The organism is Staphylococcus sp. KUGN1, assembly GCF_045984185.1.
In the GTDB taxonomy this organism is placed as follows: Bacteria; Bacillota; Bacilli; order Staphylococcales; family Staphylococcaceae; genus Staphylococcus; species Staphylococcus warneri_A.
The window spans coordinates 228,265-250,454 of record NZ_JBJQIL010000002.1 but is presented as its reverse complement, the minus strand read 5'-3'; the positions used below and the strand labels follow the sequence as shown (position 1 = coordinate 250,454).

The window sequence follows — 22,190 nt, the reverse complement described above, 5'->3', positions numbered from 1 at the left end:
TCTTTATTGTAAAAGAGACGACTTGAAAACAAAAGGCAAAACATTTTCAGTGGCATATTCATCAAGGATGAAAGATACAACATTAATTATGGAAAATATATTTTATAATAGTATAATAATATAGCGTAATATTTATATAGGTAAGGTGAACAACTTAGACATGAACAACAAGATCAACTTTAAATTTAATGAATTCTACGTATGGTGTACCTTCATTTTTCTTTTTTATTTATTAATTAGTATTCTAACGCCTTTAGCAGTTAATGATTTCAAATGGGCAATCGCACATAATTTAACGGTATATAAAGGGTTGATTGAATACACAAATGGTAGATATTTAGATAACTTATTAGAGTTAATAGCAATGAAAATGAGTGTGTTACGATATCTAATCTATGCTGGTGTATCTTTGGGCATGATTTATTTATTAACAATGATGACAGGCAAATATCAACGTAGAATTTATATCGTCATTGCGTTTATTCTCATATTAATGATGCCAAGAATCATTTATAGAGATACATATGGTAACTTCGCAGGTTTCTTTAGTAATGTGCCTAGTACAATGTTATCGATATTAATATTATTTGTAGTTGTAGTATCAATATACAAATGGGAAGAACTTAATGCTACGTGGTTAAGTTTATTTTTAATATCCACACTGTTAGGTCAATTATTTGTTGAGAATTTAACACTTTATAATATGCTAATTTTGATTATTGGGAATGTCATCTTTTGCATTAAACATCGACATATCAATTATTATTTAATTATGGGCTTTATGCTGAGCTTAATAGGTGGTATGCTCATGTTTATCAATCCAATATATATTAGTATATATAGAGGTGGGAACGAATATTTACGCTTCTCAGATAATCAAGGTTTGAAACATAAGATATTACATACAATATTTAAGGAATTACCGGAATATATTTTCTTTAATCAATATTTAATATTAACCTTGATTGCATTGATAATGATTTATTTATTGTTTAAAAATGCCTTTTTCAACCATTGGATATTACGTTGGAAAGTGGTTTTAGTCATTAGTATCGCTATTTTGCCTTTCTATAAATTCTTTATATATGATTTTCTTCAATTTTATAAATTAAAAGGATCACTAAGTGTCGCTTTATTAAATTTTATGATTTGTGGATGGTTCTACATTGCGTTGTTTATCGCAACTTATGTGATTTTTAAAACACAGTTGGTGAGAATGTTAGGTTATTATACACTTGGATCTATATTATTAGTCACAGTGCCATTGTTATTAGTATCTCCAATAACGCCAGGTAACTTCTATACTAATTATGTGTTATGGGTATTGTATTTACTATTATTAATGACTCAATGCAGTGTAAATATGAAATCAATACTTATTGGATTAAGAACGCTAGCATTAGGATTATCTATGATATTCATAGTAACCTTTGGTATGATATATTTTACTCATATACAACGGTTACATTCGATTGAACATCAATTAGATACACAACATATTAAACATGTGGTTGTACTGGAGAAGTTACCATTTGAAAATATGCTTAATAAAGTAACACCTAGCGATGATATACAACACAATTTATTTAAAATATATTATGATATACCACAGAATATTAAATTAAAAATTGTACCGTATGGTTCAAACATGGCAAAACTTGAAGGAGATTAAGTATGAAATTGACTCAAACACACTATGAGATAATTAAATTTATTATCGTAGGTGGGGTGAATACATTTAATTATTATGTGGTGTATTTACTTTTACTAAAACTTTTAAATGTAAATTATTTAGTTAGTCATATTACTGGCTTTTTAGTTAGCTTTATTATTTCTTACTATTTGAATTGTTACTTTGTTTATAAAGTGAAACCTACACTACGTAAATTTATTAGTTTCCCTTTAACACAAGTTGTTAATATGGGAATGCAGACCGTATTGTTATACGTATTTGTGCAGTGGTTAAATATACCTTCAGAAATTGCACCTTTCGCTGGCTTGATCATTACAATACCGGTCACATTCATATTGTCAAAATGGATTTTAAAAGATTGACGTTTGAGTCATCTTCATTATATAAAGCAGGTATAATATTGTAATCTCGCAGATGAACAGTGATGATCGTTTGCGAGACTTTTTCATATGTTCAAATATAATATGAAGAATTGAATTGCAAAAGTACTTTTATTCTTAGCGATAAGCAGGTTATTTTTTAGGCAAATCTAAAAAAATAATTAGCTTAATTATATAAAAAATATAGAAATTAAAAAACGTTGTAAAAACATTTTTTATGATTCATACTATGATTACTAAAGGAAATCAAGGTGGTCTATTGTCATGTCTCAAAATGAAAATTTGAAAATCGCACAACGTGGGGCATATTTAAGTTTAGTTGTTTATGTCATCCTTTCAGTAGCTAAATACGTGACAGGATTCATATATAATTCGGCAGCAGTTAGAGCGGATGCATTGAACAATATGACGGATATTGTGGTTTCTATTGCTGTGATTGTTGGGCTGAAAATTTCTATTAAACCAGCAGATAAAAATCATCCGTATGGTCATTTAAAGTCTGAAAATATCTCAACATTATTAGTATCATTTATTATTATGTTTGTGGGTATACAAGTTGTCATTGAAAATGCACCTCGATTATTAACCCATGATAAACATGTGCCAAGTCCTGTTACTATTCTAGTTAGTATTATTAGTGGTCTCATAATGCTTGGTGTTTATGTCATTAATCATAGATTAGCCAAAAAAACAAATAGTAGTTCTTTAAAATCTGCAGCTAAAGATAACCTGTCAGATAGCTTAGTTAGTATCGGTACTGCAGTAGGTTTGGTATTTACACAAATCGGATTTCCTATTATTGATATTGTTTTAGCGACAATACTAGGTTTATTAATCATTTACACAGGCTTTGGAATATTTAAAGAATCCATCTTTACATTAAGTGATGGTTTTAATGAGAAGGATTTAGAAGAATATCGAAATGATATTTTAGAAGTGGATGACGTGCTTGACGTTCGAAGTATTAAAGGACGTTATCATGGCAGTAGTATCTTTTTAGATGTGACCATTGTAGTTGAACCTAATTTATCTATTAATGAAGCACATTTAATTTGTGATAAAGTTGAATCACATCTTCACGAGAAGGGAATATCATCTGTATATGTACATCCTGAACCGAAAATAGATGAAGCTATTGAAAATGAAATACATCAATCAAATCAATAGAATAATATAGTAAAAGCGTCGAATAGAATCGATAAAGATTCTATTCGACGCTTTTTTAATATTTACATCTTACCAATAGCCGTTAGCTTCTCTGAATGAAATAGCTTTATCAATTGAGCCGTAACGTTCTTTGGCATAATTAATCATACCTTTAGTTTGGTTTTCAACGGAACCATAACCCCAAGATTGGTTCGTTTGACCTAAACCATGATATTGTCCATTTGATGCATTAGGATTACCACCTGATTCTGGCATAACAATGCTATCCCACAATGCTTTAGTACCGCCTGCATCTATGAATTCTTGATAAACACTATTTGTAGATTCATTACTTTCTGAATAATTTTGTTGTGATGATTGGTTGTTTTCAGCTGCATGAGCTTGATGTGCTTCCATGCCTGTAGCACCTATAGAAATTGTAGCGATAATTGCTAAAATAGATTTTTTCATTATAGTTAACTCCTTTAGTTAGTGTAAATCATTCGACTTAAAGTGATATCTCCCAAGGATATGAGTCTGAATGTATTGTTAAAACGGATGATGTTCTAAAGATGTATTGCATACTATAACATCTCAATTGATTGCGTAGGTTACATGAAAATAAAAAGATGATGACACACATGTTAGTGAGAATACATTCATTGCAATAAAAATAAAAATATGTCAAAAAATTACAACATAAGAGCAAATGTAAATGATTGAAATTCTATATGGTAGTTCTATAATGAAGATATAAATTTAATAAATCGATTTATTAAACGAGTTTTTATTTGAATATACATATCAACTATCCTTCAAGATAGTTTGTTATATAAATAGGAAGGTGTTAAATGATGCCAAAATTAATTTTATGTCGTCACGGTCAAAGTGAATGGAATGCGAAAAATTTATTTACAGGATGGGCAGATGTTAACTTATCTGAGCAAGGTATTGAAGAAGCAACTGCAGCAGGTAAGAAAGTATTAGAAAATCAGTTAGAAATAGATGTTGCCTTTACTTCATTATTAACACGCGCATTGGAAACAACGCAGTATATCTTAGCACAATCAAAACAACAATGGATACCAGTATATAAAAGCTGGCGCTTAAATGAACGTCACTATGGTGCGTTGCAAGGATTAAATAAAGATGATGCAAGACAACAATTTGGTGAAGAACAAGTTCATCAATGGCGCCGTTCTTACGATATTCAACCACCTGCAGAAAGTGAAGAACAACGTAATGAATATTTGAAAAATAGAAGATATCGTCATTTAGATCATCGAATGATGCCATACTCTGAAAGCTTGAAAGATACATTAGAACGTGTAGTTCCAATTTGGACTGACCAAATTCCTCAACATTTATTAGATGATAAAACGGTATTAGTTTCAGCACATGGTAATTCAATCCGAGCATTAATTAAGTACTTAGAAAATGTATCAGATGAAGATATTATCGGTTATGAAATTAAAACAGGGGCGCCATTAGTCTATGAATTAACAGATGAATTAGAAGTTAAAGACAAATACTATTTATAATCAAAAAATAAAAGGTCACTTGTTGATGGTTGCATCAATAGGTGACCTTTTTGTGGAGTAATATTAATGTGGATTAATGATGTCTAGCAATATGATGATTTGCATCAAATGAAAGTATCATATCTCTTGTAAATGTATATATAGAAATAGGAAAGTATTACTTTGCTCTTTTATGTTGTTTGATAATTTTTAAAGCACGTTTTCTTGTTTTAATATTGGGACTGTGCAAATTACGGCGTGCAGTTTGTACATCTGTTTTCATAATATGACCTCCTTTATCTGTTTATATTATGGCGTAAAGATTCTAAAATGTAAATAGTAATTATTACGATTTGTAGAATTGGGACTTTTTGAACTTAAAAAATGCATATTACATTCAATAACTGTATAATGACCAGATAAATGAAAAAGGAAAGTAGGGAGGAGTATCAGTGACGCTTAGAGCAAAATTAGTAATGATGATTACGATGTTATTAGGCGGTTTCTTTGGTTTGTTAAATGAAACATTACTAACAACAGCTTTACCTAGTATTATGAAAGATTTCAACATTGAATATTCACAAGTACAATGGCTGACAACAGCCTTTTTATTAACTAATGGGGTAGTGATTCCATTATCAGCATTATTTATCCAACGTTATACGACAAGACAGGTTTTTTTAGTTGGTATTTTTATATTCTTCTTAGGAACAATGTTAGGTGGATTTAGTCCTAATTTTACTATTTTATTAATAGCTAGAATTATTCAAGCATTAGGTTCAGGTATCATGATGCCCCTCATGATGACAACCATATTGAATATATTTGAGCCACATGAACGTGGTAAATATATGGGGATGTTTGGTTTAGTTATTGGACTTGCGCCAGCTATTGGACCAACATTATCAGGCTATTTAGTTGAGTATTTAAATTGGAGATCACTATTCCATGTAGTTGCTCCTATTGCTGCAATCACATTTATCATTGCACTATTTACAGTGAAAAATGTGGGCGAAACAATCAAAGTACCTATTGATATCATGTCTATCATTTTATCTGTCTTAGGATTTGGTGGTTTGTTATATGGAACAAGTTCAATTTCTCACGACGGTTGGAATGATCCTATCGTTCTAACTACTATTATTGGCGGTGTGATACTTGTTGCCTTATTTATCTGGAGACAATCTAAACTTGAAACACCATTATTAAACTTTAGTGTGTTTAAAAATACTCAATTTACTATCGGTATATTAATTATGGCAGTCACAATGGTTTCTATGATTGGTTCTGAAACAGTATTACCTATGTTTGTTCAAAATCTATTAAACCGTACGCCTTTAGACTCTGGATTGATTTTATTACCTGGTGCCATTGTTATGGCGATTATGTCATTCGCTTCAGGTGGACTTTATGAAAAATTCGGTGCCAAACCTTTAGCGCTTATCGGTATGATGATTGTAATTATTACCACAGGTTATTTTGTCATTATGGATGAAAATACAAGTTCAGTGATGTTAGCTACCGTTTATGGCATACGTATGATTGGTATTGCTTTAGGTTTAATGCCTGTGATGACACATACAATGAACCAATTAACATATGAAATGAATGCTCATGGTTCATCTATGACTAACACAGTACAACAAATTGCCGGATCAATTGGTACAGCTATTTTAATTACTATTTTAACGCAGGCAAGTAAGCACTATTCACCAGATATGAGTAATTATGATGGTATGAAACGTAGCGAAATGTTAGGACAAATTAAAATAGATACATTATTACATGGTTATCATGCTGGTTTCTTATTTGCAGTTATAATTACAGTTGTGAGCTTCTTATGCTCATTTATGTTAAAGAAAAATACAAAATCGACAGAAGAACAATAGCTCATCAGAGTTGTGATGACAGTCAAAAGCCAGTAACTAGTTATTGACTTACCACCCATTAAGGATTAAAATGTTTTTATTCCGATTAGAATAATAAGATTAAGGGGGAATAGTTTAATGAAAAGACTTTTATTTTGTGTCATTGCATTAGTATTTGTATTAGCAGCATGTGGTAACAATTCAAGCAAAGATAGTAAATCAAGTAGTAAAGATGACAATACAATCCGAGTGGGTACGGAAGGTACATACGCACCTTTCACATTCCACAATAAGCAAGACAAGTTAACTGGTTACGATATTGATGTTATTAAAGCAGTAGCGAAAGAAGAAGGCCTTAAATTGAAATTTAACGAAACATCTTGGGACTCAATGTTTGCAGGACTAGATGCAGGTCGTTTTGATGTGATTGCCAACCAAGTAGGTATTAATAAAGATAGAGAGAAAAAATACAAATTCTCTAATCCTTATACTTATTCAAGTGCGGTATTAGTCGTACGTGAAAATGAAAAAAATATTAAATCATTCAATGATGTTAAAGGTAAAAAGTTAGCACAAACATTTACTTCTAACTATGGTCAATTAGCTAAAGATAAAGGCGCTAAAATCACAAAAGTTGATGGATTTAACCAATCAATGGACTTATTATTATCTAATCGTGTAGATGCTACATTTAACGATAGCCTCTCATATTTAGATTATAAAAAGCAAAAACCTAACGCTAAAATCAAGGCAATTAAAGGTGACGCTGAGAAAAACAAATCAGCATTCGCTTTCTCTAAAAAAGTTGATGATAAAACTGTACAAAAATTCAATGACGGATTGAAGAAAATTGAAGAGAGTGGCGAACTTAAAAAAATAGGTAAGAAATGGTTTGGTCAAGATGTTTCTAAACCTGAATAGTGAACAACTTCATGCTTTAGACGCTGCAAAGCAAGCATTTGGACCTATGTTAGAAGGATTAGTGAAATATTCTATCCCAATCACACTTGTAACATTTGTATTAGGCTTAATCATTGCCTTATTTACAGCACTAATGCGTATTTCTACAAGTAAAGTATTAAAAGGTATTGCGCGTGTATACGTATCAATCATTCGTGGTACACCAATGATTGTTCAATTATTTATTATATTTTATGGTATTCCAGAATTAGGAAGACTCTTAACAAACGATGCTGATAACCAATGGACATTAGCACCAGTTATCGCAGCTATTATAGGGTTATCACTTAATGTGGGTGCGTACGCATCTGAAATTATTCGTGGTGGTATCATTTCTATACCAAAAGGACAGACAGAAGCGGCTTATTCAATCGGAATGAATTATCGCCAAACTGTTCAACGTATTATTCTGCCACAAGCGATTCGTGTATCAATTCCAGCATTAGGTAATACCTTCTTAGGTCTTATTAAAGATACATCTTTATTAGGATTTATCTTAGTGGCTGAAATGTTCCGTAAAGCACAAGAAGTTGCTTCAACTTCTTATGAATATTTAACGATTTATCTTTTAGTTGCATTAATGTATTGGGTTGTTTGTTTCATCATTTCAGTTATTCAAAGCTTTTATGAATCATACATTGAAAGAGGGTATCGCTCATGATCGAATTATCGAATATTCATAAATCATTTAATCAAACAGAAGTGATTAAAGGTATCGATTTAAAAGTGGATAAGGGCGAAGTTGTGACTTTAGTTGGACGTTCCGGTTCAGGTAAAACAACACTCTTACGTATGATGAATGCTTTAGAAATACCGACTGAAGGTACAGTTTTTGTTAATGGTAAAACATATACTGCAAAGGACAAAAAATCACAGATTGAAGTACGTAAACAGTCCGGGATGGTGTTCCAAAGTTATAATTTATTCCCACACAAGACTGCGCTAGAGAATGTCATGGAAGGTTTAGTGACTGTTAAGAAGCAAAGTAAATCAGAAGCTAAAACAAAAGCACTAGAGCTACTAGAAAAAGTAGGCTTAACACATGTGAAAGATCAACGCCCACATGCATTATCCGGTGGTCAACAACAACGTGTAGCGATTGCTAGAGCTTTAGCTATGAATCCTAAAGTCATGCTATTTGATGAACCAACATCTGCACTTGATCCTGAACTTGTTAATGACGTATTGAAAGTGATTAAAGATTTAGCACAAGAAGGTATGACGATGGTCATCGTTACACATGAAATGCGATTTGCTAAAGAAGTATCCAACCAAATTGTATTTATTCATGAAGGTAAAATAGGCGAGCAGGGTACACCCGACGATATTTTTTACCGTCCACAAACAGATGAACTTAAACGTTTCTTAAATGTTATTCAATAGTATTTATAAGAAAAAGAAATCCCAGTGAATTCAGTTTCACTGGGATTTTTTAGTATACTTATTTTTTTCTGTTATCAATTAATTCTTTTACATGGTAGAACAATGGTTTAATCGGTTTAACAAAGTCTCCGATATATTCATATACATTAGCGTTAAAGCCTTCTTTAAAGCGTTGAACACCATAATCTTCAGCATCTTCACTAAAGTCGCCAGTAATACCATAGAAGTTGTAACGGTCAATATGATGTGCTTTGGCAAATTTAATCATTTCCCATTGCAAACGGTATGCTCCCATATAAGGGTTATATCTTGGATTAGAACCACTAGATAAGTAATATACTTCATGGTCGTTATAAATATATATTGCAGCGGCTAAGTTCAATACTTGACCTTCTTTTGCAATTTCATCTTTAGTTTGGCTAATCTTACGTTCGTTGCTATCGTATTGTTGTTTAATTTGCGTATGCTTTGTTTTATTTTTCTTAGAATTTGGATTCTCTTGTAGAGATGTTTCTACATCATGAAGTTGTTTTGATAAATCCTTGTGTTTATCTTCTAGAGTAGTGAGATATTCTTGTAAATCGATATAGGCTAATTTAAGCATAGCATTGTCGCCATATGTTTTTTGTAACTCTTCAAAGTAGGGTTGGTCACGGAATTTGAAACCATGTTTTTCTTCTGCCATTCTAAATAAATCAAAGAATGTACCCGTTTCATCTATAGATAACGTACGTACTTTCACGCCCATTTCATATGTTTTTTTAATATTACGACGTGTTTGATAGTCCATTTCTTTCATTAATTGATCTTCTGATTTACCTTTTAAATCTAGGACAGAAAGCCAACGAATTTGGCTCATCATATCATATCCAACTGTATAACCTTGGTGTTTATAGCCTAAATCTTCCATTGTTTTGATAACAGCACGGTTATCGAATGATTTTAAAATTTCACCATCAGCATTTCTTAAATTTTCGAGAATGTAAGGATCAACAAGTACATATAAACAATGATGTTTCTTCAAGTATGAAGTTAAAGATTTAAAGAAGAAATGTACTAGTGATAAGTTATTATAGTCCATGACTGGACCGCGATGTGTATAAAAATATTTAAAGAATTTTAATGTACGTGCTTCAGTTAAAAGACAAGCTGCAATGACCTCATCTTTGTCATTTTTAACACCGACAAGATGAACGTCTCCTCGCATTTCATGTCGATTATCATAATGAATGCTTGATTGTGTGTAATGTGAAAAATGTTCTGAAGTAAATTTACCGAATTCTTCGGATGTTAAGTTTACGAATTTCAATATATATCTTCCCCTCTAGAAATAAAAACTAATGAATAAATCGTCAATAATTATATTATCAAAATACTACTATCATTACACATCATAACATAAAAAATAGCGTCATACTTTTGTATGATGTGATAAAATCATACATTCTATTTATTTTTAAAATTAATTTAAAATTGTGTTTTTTGTATTAATTGATACTGTTATGCTCTGCATTCTATGATAAAATTTAGAGTGAAAGATGACATGATTTAAAATAAGATTTCATTTCATATGAGTCATATTATCGGGAGTGAACATATTGAAGAGATTCGTAGTGATGATTAGTATATTAACGCTAATACTAGTTGGATGTAGTAGTGGAAAGTATACAGATAAAATTGATAAAGCGGTTAAGCTACAAGAAAAGAAACAAACTAAAATAGCCAAAAGAGATGCTGGCGATGAAGTGAAGCACTTTGATAAAAAGGATGCTAATATCTATGTTTATGATAAAGGTAAATACGTTATCTTAGCATATAAACCTTTAAGTGATGATGAAGAAGTCCGTTATTATACTTATGAGTTTAATGGTAAAAAAGCTAAATATAAAGAAAACTTTAACTCAAAAGGTTATTATCAAGAACATGATCCGGATTACAAAGAAGAAAATATGCGCTAGCCTGCTATAAGTGATAAGGAGCAACAATGAAAAAATTAATCGGTATGATATGTATAAGTTTAATCATCGTGTTAGTAAGTGGTTGTGGTAAAGAAGAGGTGAAATCACCTCAAGCCACTAAAGATGGTAAACCACTTATTGTTATTTATGGTGATTTTAAATGTCCATATTGTAAAAAGGTTGAAAAGAATGTGATGCCTAAACTTAAAGAGAAATATTTAAGCAACCATAAAGCGGAAATTAAATACGTTAATATGGCATTTTTAGGTAAAGATTCAATTATAGGGTCAAGAGCAGGTCATGCAGTTCAAAATATTGCACCACGTTCTTATTTACAATTTCAAAAATTAATGTTCGAGCATCAACAAGATGAAAAGAAAGCGTGGATTACTGAAAAAGTAGTTGACCAACAGATTGATCATTTGAATATTTCTGCAGATCAAAAAGAAAAAATAAAGTCAGAATATAAAACTAAAAATAGTGCCGCATGGAAAGCTGCAAATAAAGATAAGAAAGATACAAAAGCACATCATATTGAGACAGCGCCAACAGTTTTTATCAATGGCAAAAAAGTGGAAGATCCATATCACTTTAAAGAATATGATAAATTACTTCAATCAAAATAAATCATTTATATAATGAGGTCGGGATTTATGCCTGTATTTTGGACGACGAGGAATCGTTTCCAATTTGCAGTAGCATTATATCTCGACCTTTTATTGATATTGTAAAAATTTAATTAAGATGATGGATAACTAGCTAGGTAATGGTGATACTGGGTATGGTCATATAAAGTTTAAATTATTTTGAATATTTAAAAGATAAGATTGATACAAAAAGTTGTATGGATAGGCTTGTTTTTTGTGAAAGTAAGGTATATAATTTTTAATCGTAATAATTACTATTTAGGAGGAACGATATGAAAAGAAAATTAAGTTTATTGCTACTTATTCCTCTTATGATATTAGCACTTGCTGCATGTGGCAACGGTGATGATCATAAAAAAGGAGATAAGTTAAAAGTCAATACAACAGTATATCCATTGAAATCATTTACAGAACAAATTGGTGGTAAATATGTAGATGTTAAATCAATTTATCCAGCGGGCGCAGACTTACATAGTTATGAACCTACTCAAAAAGATATGATGAGTGCAGCAAAATCTGATTTATTCATTTACACTGGTGACGATTTAGACCCAGTAGCTAAAAAAGTGGCTTCAACTATTAAAAAAGATGATAAAAAACTATCTCTACAAGATAAAATTAGCAAAAATGATTTATTAGCTGATCACCATCATCATGAAGGTGAAGAAGAACATCATGGCGAAGAAGAACATCACCATCATGGTAAATATGATCCGCACGTTTGGTTAGATCCTAAGATGGACCAAACATTCGCTAAAGAGATTAAAGATCAACTTGTGAAAAAAGATCCAGATCATAAGAAATATTATGAAAAGAACTATAAAAAATTAAATAAAGATCTAGAGAATATTGATAAAGATATGAAAGATGCGACTAAAGGTAAAAAAGGTAATGCAGTATTTATCTCTCATGAATCTTTTGGTTATCTTTCTAATCGTTATGGATTCGAACAAATAGGTGTTCAAAATATGAGTGCAGAAGATCCATCACAAAAAGATCTTACAAACATTGTGAAAGAAATTAAAAAGAATAAAGTAGAATACATTTTATATGAAGAAAATGTATCCAATAAGATCACTGACACAATTAGAAAAGAAACAGACGCGAAACCATTAAAATTCAACAATATGGAATCTGTAACTAAAGAACAACAAAATAAAAAAGGTCTTTCATATCAATCATTAATGAAAGAAAACATTAAAAACATTAAAAAAGCTTTAGATAGTAAAATTAAAGTAAAAGATGAAGAGCATGAACACGAGCATGAACACTAATTAATATGAGATAAACAGTAACACCTCAGATGTTAGAATTTGATTCTAGCATGATGAGGTGTTTTTATGATTCAATTTTTAGTAACTTCTAATCTATTTTGCTATGATAAAATTGATTTTAATAATCAAAACTTAGGAGAATATAAATGACTATTAAAGTAGAGAAAAATAAAATTATCTTTTCAAGAACATTTACAGGAACGATTCATGAACTATTTAACGCATATACACAAGAAGATTTGTTTAAACAATGGTTTCACCCAGAAGGTGCTTCTACAGAAGTATTTGAATTCAATGTTGAAGAAGGTGGACATGCGTTCTTTGCTATTCACACACCTGATATGACAAGTTACACGCGTTCAGAATATAAAAAAATTGAAAAACCTAATTACATTGAATACTTAGACTTTTTCGCTACACCTGAAGGTGACAAAGATCCTAACATGCCTGGCATGCATATCACAATTGAATTTGAGGAAAAGCAACCTAATCAAACTACAGTGACGTCAACATCCGTTTTACCTTCAAAAGAGGCTGCACAACAAGCGCTTGATATGGGGGTCGAAGAAGGTATGAATTCAACATTAGACCAATTAGAAAAACTATTAAAATCATAATTGTAAATAAATTGTGCCAATCGTGGAAGTTCATATGGGTGTATCATTGAATTGAAATCTTATTAAAAAAAGAGGTTGATTTGATGAAAAAACGATATCTAATTGTATTAGGATTATACTCATTTACACATTTAATTTCGGCGGTTGTCATTAACTCCAAATGTTTTGCTAACCAATATGTGCGTTTTATATTAAGAACGCTACTAGGGTATAGTATTTTTGCATCAGGATTACATTATTTTTCAAAATTAAAACGAAAATAATGGGACCGCTAATATTTAAATATGGACTGGGATGGGTACAATTATTATGTCTCTATCTCAGTTTTTCTCTTTTATATTGGTTTGATTATTCAGTTGTCTCAAATGTTAGATGAGACAATCATTAAATTGAAATGTAAAACCAATTCTATCAAATATTTATAAATAACTTAAAAAGCATTTTATCATTTGTTAAAAAATTACCACTATTCATCATCTTTATTTCTTCATATAATGAATATGAAATAAATTATTTTAAAAAGATGGGAGTAATTGAGAATATGATGGAAAATCGAAAAACTACCGAAGATACATACGCAACTAAGTCTATTATGGAAGCGGTAGTAAGCCAAGCACAAATGAAAGAAGTCATGGCTGACAGAACACCTATGCGTTATGCGTTAAAAGCAATGATGGCAGGATTCTTGTTATCTATTGTCACAGTATTTATGCTAGCTATTAAAACACAATTTGCTGCTACACAAATTGATGGTTTAATAAATTTACTTGGTGCCATCGCATTTAGTTTAGCCTTAGTATTAATTGTATTAACGAATTCAGAATTATTAACAAGTAATTTTATGTATCTAACAGTAGGTTGGTATTATAAAGCGATACGTTTGAATAAAGTGATATGGATATTTATATTTTGCTTTATCGGTAATGTACTTGGTGGAATTATCTTATTTTTCTTAATGAAATATGCACATGTGATGACACCAGAAATGACTGATGCACTAACTGAAACCGTACAAAAGAAAACGGAAGCATCAACGTGGTTAAATATATTAGTAAAAGGTATTTTCTGTAATTTCTTTATTAATATAGGTATCTTTGTTTCTATGCAATTTAAAGAAGGATTAACAAAGGCTTTCTTTATTGCTTGTGGAGTAGTTGTGTTTGTCTTCATGGGTTATGAACACGTTGTATTTAATGCAGGGTTATTCTCAGGTATGCTTTTTTTCAATATTGATGGAATGTCCGGTTTAGGTGTGTTAAAAAATATTGTATTTGCTTTAATAGGTAATTACATTGGTGGCGGTATCTTTGTTGGATTAGTTTATGCATACTTAAATGGGCAACGTTCACAATTAAAATAATAATATGTGTGTAACAGGTTGGGACATAAATATATTTCAAGTTACATTCATATATAGGCAGTAGTTGACTTACACATGCGTATTGACTCATGTGTTCAAATTAAGCTTTAGAGGTATACATGAACTAAAGTTCATGCATAAAATCGTCTAAGTAATAAATTACAAAGAAGGTCTAATGTACCAAGCTTTTTCATTTCTAGTTAACATTGCCGGGGTGACGGGCCCAAAACATAGAGAATTTCGAAAAGAAAATCTACAGATTTTAAAGTACACATTAGCTGTGGCTAATGCGTAAGAACCACTACATCATAAATGATTAGTGGTTCTTTATTATTTCTATCCCACCCCCTTACTTTTTTGTAGATACCTATCAAACAAGTTGATTGACTCTTGTCGTTTTTCTTTTTACGCTTAATGTCATGAATAGAGAAAATGAAGGACGTGAAGAGAATGAGTAACGTGAATATAAGAATTGCAGATCAAAGTGATGTTTTATCGATTCATCGACTTATGTATGAAGCTTTTACGCCATTAAGAGAGCTAGGTATCGACTGGCCATCAGTGAATGCCACAGAGGAAATGGTAGCAGACAATATCAAACATAATACTACATTTGTATTAGAATTAAACGACACAATCATCTCAACAATTACAGTAAGATATCCTTGGGGGAGTGTCAGAAGTATTTCAGGTTATCCGTTCGTTTGGTGGTTTGCAACACAACCAGAATTTGATGGACAAGGTTATGGTAGTCAATTGTTAAAATATGTAGAAGAAGACTTTTTAAGAGATACATTAAAGGCCTCAGCAGTCACATTAGGCACATCCGCGCGATTACATCCTTGGTTATTAAGTATTTATGAAAAAAGAGGATATGAAATATATGCTGAACATGAAAACGATGACGGTGATTTAGGTGTGATTATGAGGAAAATATTAATTCCTGAACGCTTTGAAGAAAAGATTCTAGGACAACCCCCATTTTAAAAGTAATCACATAGAGTTAAAAAATAGCCAGTAAATGAGTTGGATCATTCATTTACTGGCTATTTTAATTCTATTATTTTTTGTCTACTTTGTAATCAATTAAATAAATAGATTCAGGTGTTACATTGAAGTTTTTCACATTTTTACTTACACCGTCAATTTGGTCATTGTACGTTATATAACTATTTGGAATGTCTTTGTCAGACGTTTTCAATATTTGATTAGTTAGTTGCTCACGTTCTGGTTGACCGAATGTTTGGTTGAGTTGTTTGATTTGTTGCGTAACCTCTTTATTATTATAGTTACCTTTGTTATTTGCGCCTTTTGGTAAGTATGCAGTATTAAAGAAATAACCTGTATCTCCTCTAGGAACAGTTAAGTAACTGTACATTGATGCATCCCATGCATCTTTATCTTTCAAGTATCCTTCGATGTCATCTACATTTCTTAATTTCACATCAATATTTGCTTTTTTAGCTTCAGATTGGATGACTTGTCCAATTTTAGGTAATTCAGGTCTACCGTCATAAGTAACTATATTGATTTTTAAAGGGTGATCTTTAGTGTAGCCTTCTTTGGCTAATAGTTTTCTCGCTTTGTTAATATCTTGTGGTTGAACCTTGCCATCTTTAATATGTTTCAATCGGTCATTAAATGGGCCAGAAGCGGGTTTGGCATAATTTTTGGAAACATTTTTAGCAATCTCTTTACGATTAATGACTACATCAAATGCTTCTCGAACATTTTTGTTCATTTTTTTACTGTCATGATTATATAGCAATAAATGTGTTCTGAAACCAGATGTACTTTGAATATTTGCTTTGTTAGATTTCTTAATATCATTAATTTGATCGATAGGTACATCTGTAGTTAGATCTGATTTGCCAGATAATAAGTGGTTAACACGAGTATTGCCATCTTCATGATAAGTGACATTGATTTTGCTTAATTTAGGTGTACCTTGCCAATAATCTTTATATTTTGATAGTTGTATTTTTTGTGAACGTTGATATTTGTCAATTTTATAGGGACCAGTGCCAACTGGTTGATCCGAAACTTTGCCTTTCGCTTGAGTGTCATAAATAGCTGCGAATGGACTCGCTAATTCAGATTTTAATTCAGGATAAGGTTCCTTCGTTTTGATGGTCACGTCTTGACCTTTTGCAGTGATTTTATCAATAGGAAGAGACCCACTTAATAAGTCACTCTTTTTTACACCTTGTTCTAGACTACGTTTGACAGCATCACCAGTTAATTTGTGACCATTTTGGAAATGAATGTCATCTTTAATTTTAAGGGTAAGGGTATCATCAGATTTTTGCTTGAATGATTTAACCAATAGTGGTTTCACTTTACCATCTTTAGACATTTTGAATAATGACTCTAATGCACCGATTTTCACAGGCACATCCGTTTCATACGGCGCAATTGATGTTGTTTTTAATGGAATTTCAACATTAAGCGTATTTTTTTTATTTGTTGCATTACTGCTACAACTTGCTAAAATAAAAGATACTATAATTATCAGAATAGTAAATCTTTTCATGTCATTGACTCCTCTCTGTTTTCTAATCATGAAAATTTACTAAGTCGTTAATAAGGCATGTACGCATTGCATCGTTATGTATTTGAAATAGGTGCTGATTGAAGTAGTACATATATTAACCACCAATATTTTAATTATATATCTTATTACATGTAATTTAAATCTTTATACATCTCTTTTTGTAAAGTTAAATATTTATATATTTAGTTCATAGAACCTTTATAAGGGGATTCCCTAATTTTCGCTAAAAATGTGAATTTAATCACAAAAGTAATATGAATTAGTTTACAATTCAAGTTGAAAGGATTGGTATTATGGTAGGCAACATTTTAGTGGCACATGGAATGAGAAAAGGAAATCAAAATAAAGCCTTAGAAGAATTCATTACAACCTTGCTTAAAGATGAAGAGTACCATTATGAATTAGCATTTTTAGAGAGTGACACGCAGAGTTTGGAAATTACAATGGAAAAGATGATCGAAAAAGGAATCACACAATTTAGAATCGTACCGTTGCTAATTTTTAGAGCGATGCATTATATTGGCGATATTCCAAACATATTATCAGAGATGAAAGAAAAGTATCCGCATATTTCAAGTCAAATGAGTGAACCATTAGGCACACATCCTTATATGAAATCACTAGTAGAAAGAAGAATTGACGATGTGCAGCTAGTCGATCAATCATCCAAAACAGCAACAGTTATCATTGCACACGGTAATGGAAGTGGCCGTTTTACAAAAGCACATGATGAACTTAAAGCATTTGTGAAAACAATTGATTCGGATCGACCTGTTTATGCAAGAGCCTTATACGGCGATTTAACATTTAGAAATGATTTAGATGAGATATCAAAACAATATGATGAATTAATCATCGTGCCACTCTTTTTATTTGATGGAAGATTGGTCAATAAAGTAAAACGACTCATTGATGACATGGCTATTCATTGTATATTACACATCACACCGTCAATCAATTTTGATGACACATTGAGACTCATTATTCGAGAACGTCTAGAAGCACTCCGATTTTAAAAATTAAGACATGTGCCTTTATATCCAATCCTTTAAATAACTTATCTTAAGTGATAAAGGGGCATATATATGACTAAGAACAAATTAGTGATGATAGGAAATGGCATGGCTGGTTTGAGAACAATCGAAGAAATTTTGGATAGAGATCCGCAACGTTTTGAAATTACCATTATAGGTAAAGAAGACTACCCAAATTATAATAGAATCATGTTATCTAATATTTTACAAAATAAAATGACTGTGGAAGAAACCATCATGAATTCATATGACTGGTACGCAGAACATGATATTAAATTGATTAATAACGATCCAGTGACGATATTAGATAGAGCAAATAAGACCGTTATAACTGAGAGTGGGCAATCATTTGAGTATGATCAATGTATAATTGCAACAGGTTCAAAGGCATTCGTATTACCTATTCCAGGGTCTGATTTACCGAGTGTTATTGGATGGCGAACAATTGATGATACTAAACGCATGATGGAGATAGCTCAAACTAAACAAAAAGCGATTGTTATAGGCGGGGGCCTTTTAGGATTAGAATGTGCTAGAGGATTATTAGACCAAGGCATGGAAGTAACCGTGATACATTTAGCAGAATGGCTTATGGAAATGCAACTGGATCGAAAAGCAGGTCAAATGCTAAAAAATGATTTAGAACAACAAGGCATGCGCTTTGAATTACAAGCGAATACGCAAGAAATTCTTGGTGATAAAGATGTTGAGGCTGTTAGATTAGCAGATGGACGTGTGCTAGAAGCTGATTTAGTAGTTATGGCAGTAGGTATTAGACCTTATACTGAGGTAGCTAAAGCAGCAGGATTAGAGGTCAATAGAGGTATTATCGTTAATGCATATATGCAAACAAGTGATCCAAATATCTTTGCTGTGGGTGAATGCGCAGAATGTGAAGGTAAAGTATATGGTTTAGTGGCACCATTATATGAGCAAGGTATCGTTCTAGCAGATTATTTAACACAAAAAGAAACTAATGGTTACCATGGCTCCACTACATTTACATCTTTAAAGGTATCAGGATGTGATTTATATAGTGCAGGTACCATTGAAGAAACTGAAGATATTCATGGTATAGAAATATTTAATAGTATCGATAATCATTATAAAAAAGTATTTTTAAAAGACGGTGAAGTTGTCGGTGTAGTGCTATATGGTAATACAGATGATGGCTCTCGATTCTATAATATGATGAAAAAACATGAATCTATCGAAGACTATACGTTAGTCTCTTTATTAACAAAAGGTGGAGAAGATGCCAATGTATCCATTGAGGATATGGCAGATGATGAAACAATATGTGGCTGTAATGGTGTTAATAAAGGCACAATTGTAGAAGCAATTACTAAAAATGGACTAACATCTGTTGCTGAAGTAACAAAAATGACTAAAGCAGGAAATTCGTGTGGGAAATGTAAAGGGCAAATCGCAGATATTCTACAATATGCTTTAGGCGATGATTTTGTAGCATCCAAACCAACTGGTATATGCGCTTGTACAGATTTATCACGTGATCAAATTGTTACTCAAATTAGAGCCAAAGGACTCAAAACATCTAAAGAAGTGAGACATGTACTCAACTTCAAAGATAAAAATGGTTGCCCGAAATGTCGCCCAGCTATCAACTATTATTTGAACATGATTTATCCATATGAGCATAAAGATGAAAAGGAATCACGATTCGCAAATGAACGCTATCATGCAAATATTCAAAATGACGGTACATTTTCCGTTATTCCTCAAATGCGCGGTGGTGTTACAGATGCAGATCAACTTATTAGATTGGGAGAAGTCGCTAAAAAATATAATGTACCACTTGTCAAAGTGACTGGCTCTCAACGTGTGGGATTATATGGATTGAAAAAAGAAGAACTTCCAAGCGTATGGGAAGACTTAGGCATGCGTTCAGCTTCGGCATATGGTAAAAAAACACGTTCAGTTAAAAGTTGTGTAGGTAAAGAATTCTGTAGATTTGGAACACAATATACTACTCAACTTGGTATTAGATTAGAGAAGACATTTGAATATATTGATACACCTCATAAATTCAAAATGGGGGTGTCAGGTTGCCCTAGAAGCTGTGTAGAATCTGGTGTTAAAGATTTTGGTGTAATATCTGTAGAAAACGGTTTTCAACTCTATATCGGTGGCAATGGCGGTACTGAAGTAACAAAAGGACAATTACTAACAACTGTAGAAACAGAAGATGAAGTGATTCGTATTTGTGGCGCATTGATGCAATATTATCGTGAAACTGGAATCTATTCTGAAAGAACTGCGCCATGGTTAGAACGTCTTGGCTTTGAAAATGTGAAAGAAGTATTGTTAGATCCCGAACGTCAACAAGCACTTTTCGATAGAGTGATGGAAGCGAAACAAGCGATTCAAGATGAACCTTGGCAAGCAATCGTAAATGATAAAGCATCACAAAAAATCTTTGAAGTTGAGAGGGTTTAATCATGAAAAATATGCAGAAAATTAAAGTGTCTCGTATAGATGAGTTAACACCACTAATTGGTAAAAAAGTATTCGTAAACGATAAAGAGATTGGTTTGTTTTTAACAAATGAGGGTGAGATATTTGCAGTTAATAATATTTGTCCCCATAAGGAAGGCCCTTTGTCAGAAGGTACTGTAAGTGGAAGTTATGTTTATTGTCCATTACATGATCAAAAAATTGACCTTAAGACAGGTAATGTGCAGGAGCCAGATACTGGTTGTGTAAAAACATATCCAGTAGAAATCATAGATGGAGATATATTTATATGTCTATAAATGAATACGGAACTGTCTACTTAGTAGGTGCAGGTCCAGGTAACCCTAGCTTATTAACTAAAAGAGCACAACGGCTCATTGAAAATGCTGATATCATATTATATGACAGATTGGTTAATCCCTTTATCTTACAATATGCTAAGCCAGAAATAGAAATTGTTGATGTTGGTAAGAAACCATATACTAAGCATATTCAACAAGAAAGCATTAATCAAAAAACGATTGAAGCTGCAAGTAAACATCATCATGTGGTTAGACTTAAAGGTGGCGATCCCGCTATATTTGGACGAGTCCAAGAAGAAGTTGAAGCATTAAATAAGCTGAATATCGACTTTGAAATTGTGCCTGGTGTAACATCGGCAAGTGCAGCAGCGCAATCCATGAACTTAGGTCTAACGATGAGGAGTATAGCTAAAAACGTCACTTTTTCAACAGGTCATTTTAAAGATTCAAAAGATAATGACATTGATATTAGTACATTATTAAATAAAGGAACGCTAGCAGTTTATATGGGGGTTAAACGATTACCTAGAATTATTAAGCAAATCAGACAATATACATCTTATGATTACCCAATTGCTATTGTCTTTCGTGCATCACTTTTTGATGAGAAAATATTGACTGGAAATATCAGTAATATTGAGCAAAAGTTAACCCAATATAATGTAGAAGGATTACCAGGTATTTGTATCATTGGAGATATCATCAACTATTCACTACCTCAAAATAAGGCTAAGCATACAGAAATCATATATATTGTAAAAGGGAATAGAAATCACGCATTGGAAAAATGTGAATTATTATATGAACAAGGATATGGATCCATGATTGAAGTAGATGAGACGTATCATTATTCTCAACAAGCATTATACAAATCAGTACTAAAGCAGTATGCACATCAATTTATTGAAATATAAATCCACAATGAATATTAACTATAACGCAGTGTCTATCTAGAATAGGCACTGCTTTTTTGTAGGAAATTTATAAGTGCAATTAGGACATTCCCTAATATATAAATA

General features: G+C 31.8%; 23 protein-coding genes. 19 read left to right on the top strand and 4 right to left on the bottom strand.

The window, feature by feature from the left end:
• Positions 1–160 precede the first annotated feature (160 nt).
• From ACJQQZ_RS07680 to ACJQQZ_RS07670, 3 genes are all read left to right on the top strand, one after another.
• A complete protein-coding gene (locus ACJQQZ_RS07680; RefSeq protein WP_002450359.1) occupies positions 161–1,672 on the top strand; it encodes a hypothetical protein in 1,512 nt (503 codons plus the stop codon).
• Positions 1,673–1,674: 2 nt separating this feature from the next.
• Positions 1,675–2,055: a GtrA family protein gene (locus ACJQQZ_RS07675; RefSeq protein ID WP_049424575.1), complete on the top strand. Its 381-nt coding sequence runs from the start codon at positions 1,675–1,677 to the stop codon at positions 2,053–2,055.
• 282 nt (positions 2,056–2,337) lie between these two features.
• Positions 2,338–3,240: a cation diffusion facilitator family transporter gene (locus ACJQQZ_RS07670; protein ID WP_002450357.1), complete on the top strand. Its 903-nt coding sequence runs from the start codon at positions 2,338–2,340 to the stop codon at positions 3,238–3,240.
• A gap of 69 nt (positions 3,241–3,309) precedes the next feature.
• Here the strand turns inward: ACJQQZ_RS07670 and ACJQQZ_RS07665 are convergent, their stop codons facing one another.
• A complete protein-coding gene (locus ACJQQZ_RS07665; protein WP_049424572.1) occupies positions 3,310–3,690 on the bottom strand; it encodes an aggregation-promoting factor C-terminal-like domain-containing protein in 381 nt (126 codons plus the stop codon).
• Between the two features lie 383 nt (positions 3,691–4,073).
• On the opposite strand from ACJQQZ_RS07665, the gene ACJQQZ_RS07660 reads away from it, so the two are divergent.
• Positions 4,074–4,760, top strand: a complete 687-nt coding sequence (locus ACJQQZ_RS07660; protein WP_145505613.1) for a 2,3-diphosphoglycerate-dependent phosphoglycerate mutase — start codon at positions 4,074–4,076, stop codon at positions 4,758–4,760.
• Positions 4,761–4,917: 157 nt separating this feature from the next.
• On the opposite strand, the gene ACJQQZ_RS07655 is transcribed toward ACJQQZ_RS07660, so the two are convergent.
• Entirely contained in the window at positions 4,918–5,022 is a 105-nt protein-coding gene (locus ACJQQZ_RS07655; protein WP_100066962.1) for a putative metal homeostasis protein, read from the bottom strand.
• 169 nt (positions 5,023–5,191) lie between these two features.
• Here ACJQQZ_RS07655 and ACJQQZ_RS07650 point away from each other — a divergent pair, with 169 nt between their 5' ends.
• The 4 genes from ACJQQZ_RS07650 to ACJQQZ_RS07635 all read left to right on the top strand — a co-directional run bounded on the left by ACJQQZ_RS07650 (position 5,192) and on the right by ACJQQZ_RS07635 (position 8,950).
• Positions 5,192–6,628: an MDR family MFS transporter gene (locus tag ACJQQZ_RS07650; protein ID WP_145505610.1), complete on the top strand. Its 1,437-nt coding sequence runs from the start codon at positions 5,192–5,194 to the stop codon at positions 6,626–6,628.
• Positions 6,629–6,745: 117 nt separating this feature from the next.
• Positions 6,746–7,528 carry a transporter substrate-binding domain-containing protein gene (locus ACJQQZ_RS07645; RefSeq protein ID WP_002450353.1) on the top strand — a complete coding sequence of 261 codons (783 nt, stop codon included), beginning with the start codon at positions 6,746–6,748 and terminating at the stop codon, positions 7,526–7,528.
• Entirely contained in the window at positions 7,509–8,228 is a 720-nt protein-coding gene (locus ACJQQZ_RS07640; protein WP_002450352.1) for an amino acid ABC transporter permease, read from the top strand. The genes ACJQQZ_RS07645 and ACJQQZ_RS07640 overlap by 20 nt, the downstream gene beginning before the upstream one ends.
• On the top strand, positions 8,225–8,950 hold the full coding sequence (locus ACJQQZ_RS07635; protein ID WP_145505607.1) for an amino acid ABC transporter ATP-binding protein: 726 nt from the start codon (positions 8,225–8,227) through the stop codon (positions 8,948–8,950). The genes ACJQQZ_RS07640 and ACJQQZ_RS07635 overlap by 4 nt, the downstream gene beginning before the upstream one ends.
• Positions 8,951–9,008: 58 nt before the next feature.
• Here the strand turns inward: ACJQQZ_RS07635 and ACJQQZ_RS07630 are convergent, their stop codons facing one another.
• Positions 9,009–10,259 (bottom strand): aminoacyltransferase, encoded by a 1,251-nt coding sequence (locus ACJQQZ_RS07630; protein WP_145505604.1) that lies wholly within the window; start codon positions 10,257–10,259, stop codon positions 9,009–9,011.
• A 307-nt stretch (positions 10,260–10,566) separates the two neighbouring features.
• Here ACJQQZ_RS07630 and ACJQQZ_RS07625 point away from each other — a divergent pair, with 307 nt between their 5' ends.
• From ACJQQZ_RS07625 to ACJQQZ_RS07595, 7 genes are all read left to right on the top strand, one after another.
• Positions 10,567–10,908 carry a DUF4467 domain-containing protein gene (locus tag ACJQQZ_RS07625; RefSeq protein WP_228077266.1) on the top strand — a complete coding sequence of 114 codons (342 nt, stop codon included), beginning with the start codon at positions 10,567–10,569 and terminating at the stop codon, positions 10,906–10,908.
• 26 nt (positions 10,909–10,934) lie between these two features.
• Complete coding sequence (locus ACJQQZ_RS07620) at positions 10,935–11,534, top strand: thioredoxin domain-containing protein (protein WP_002450348.1); 600 nt, start codon at positions 10,935–10,937, stop codon at positions 11,532–11,534.
• Between the two features lie 293 nt (positions 11,535–11,827).
• A complete protein-coding gene (locus tag ACJQQZ_RS07615) occupies positions 11,828–12,829 on the top strand; it encodes a metal ABC transporter solute-binding protein, Zn/Mn family (RefSeq protein WP_145505601.1) in 1,002 nt (333 codons plus the stop codon).
• A 146-nt stretch (positions 12,830–12,975) separates the two neighbouring features.
• Positions 12,976–13,446 carry an SRPBCC family protein gene (locus tag ACJQQZ_RS07610; RefSeq protein WP_049424556.1) on the top strand — a complete coding sequence of 157 codons (471 nt, stop codon included), beginning with the start codon at positions 12,976–12,978 and terminating at the stop codon, positions 13,444–13,446.
• Positions 13,447–13,529: 83 nt separating this feature from the next.
• Positions 13,530–13,709, top strand: coding sequence for a hypothetical protein (locus ACJQQZ_RS07605; RefSeq protein WP_075778128.1), 180 nt, complete (start codon positions 13,530–13,532; stop codon positions 13,707–13,709).
• Between the two features lie 278 nt (positions 13,710–13,987).
• Complete coding sequence (locus tag ACJQQZ_RS07600; RefSeq protein WP_002450345.1) at positions 13,988–14,806, top strand: formate/nitrite transporter family protein; 819 nt, start codon at positions 13,988–13,990, stop codon at positions 14,804–14,806.
• 450 nt (positions 14,807–15,256) lie between these two features.
• Positions 15,257–15,793: a GNAT family N-acetyltransferase gene (locus tag ACJQQZ_RS07595; protein WP_002450344.1), complete on the top strand. Its 537-nt coding sequence runs from the start codon at positions 15,257–15,259 to the stop codon at positions 15,791–15,793.
• 73 nt (positions 15,794–15,866) lie between these two features.
• Here ACJQQZ_RS07595 and nikA read toward each other — a convergent pair whose 3' ends face one another.
• Positions 15,867–17,339: a nickel ABC transporter substrate-binding protein gene (gene nikA / locus ACJQQZ_RS07590; protein WP_145505595.1), complete on the bottom strand. Its 1,473-nt coding sequence runs from the start codon at positions 17,337–17,339 to the stop codon at positions 15,867–15,869.
• A gap of 314 nt (positions 17,340–17,653) precedes the next feature.
• On the opposite strand from nikA, the gene ACJQQZ_RS07585 reads away from it, so the two are divergent.
• The 4 genes from ACJQQZ_RS07585 (at position 17,654) to cobA (ending at position 22,085) form a co-directional block, all read left to right on the top strand.
• Positions 17,654–18,376 (top strand): sirohydrochlorin chelatase, encoded by a 723-nt coding sequence (locus ACJQQZ_RS07585; RefSeq protein WP_002450342.1) that lies wholly within the window; start codon positions 17,654–17,656, stop codon positions 18,374–18,376.
• Between the two features lie 69 nt (positions 18,377–18,445).
• Entirely contained in the window at positions 18,446–20,851 is a 2,406-nt protein-coding gene (nirB, locus tag ACJQQZ_RS07580) for a nitrite reductase large subunit NirB (RefSeq protein WP_145505592.1), read from the top strand.
• 2 nt (positions 20,852–20,853) lie between these two features.
• The gene (nirD, locus tag ACJQQZ_RS07575; protein WP_002450340.1) at positions 20,854–21,168 is read left to right on the top strand and encodes a nitrite reductase small subunit NirD; all 315 of its coding nucleotides are present in this window, start codon (positions 20,854–20,856) and stop codon (positions 21,166–21,168) included.
• Positions 21,159–22,085, top strand: coding sequence for a uroporphyrinogen-III C-methyltransferase (cobA, locus tag ACJQQZ_RS07570; protein WP_002450339.1), 927 nt, complete (start codon positions 21,159–21,161; stop codon positions 22,083–22,085). The genes nirD and cobA overlap by 10 nt, the downstream gene beginning before the upstream one ends.
• Positions 22,086–22,190: the final 105 nt, after the last annotated feature.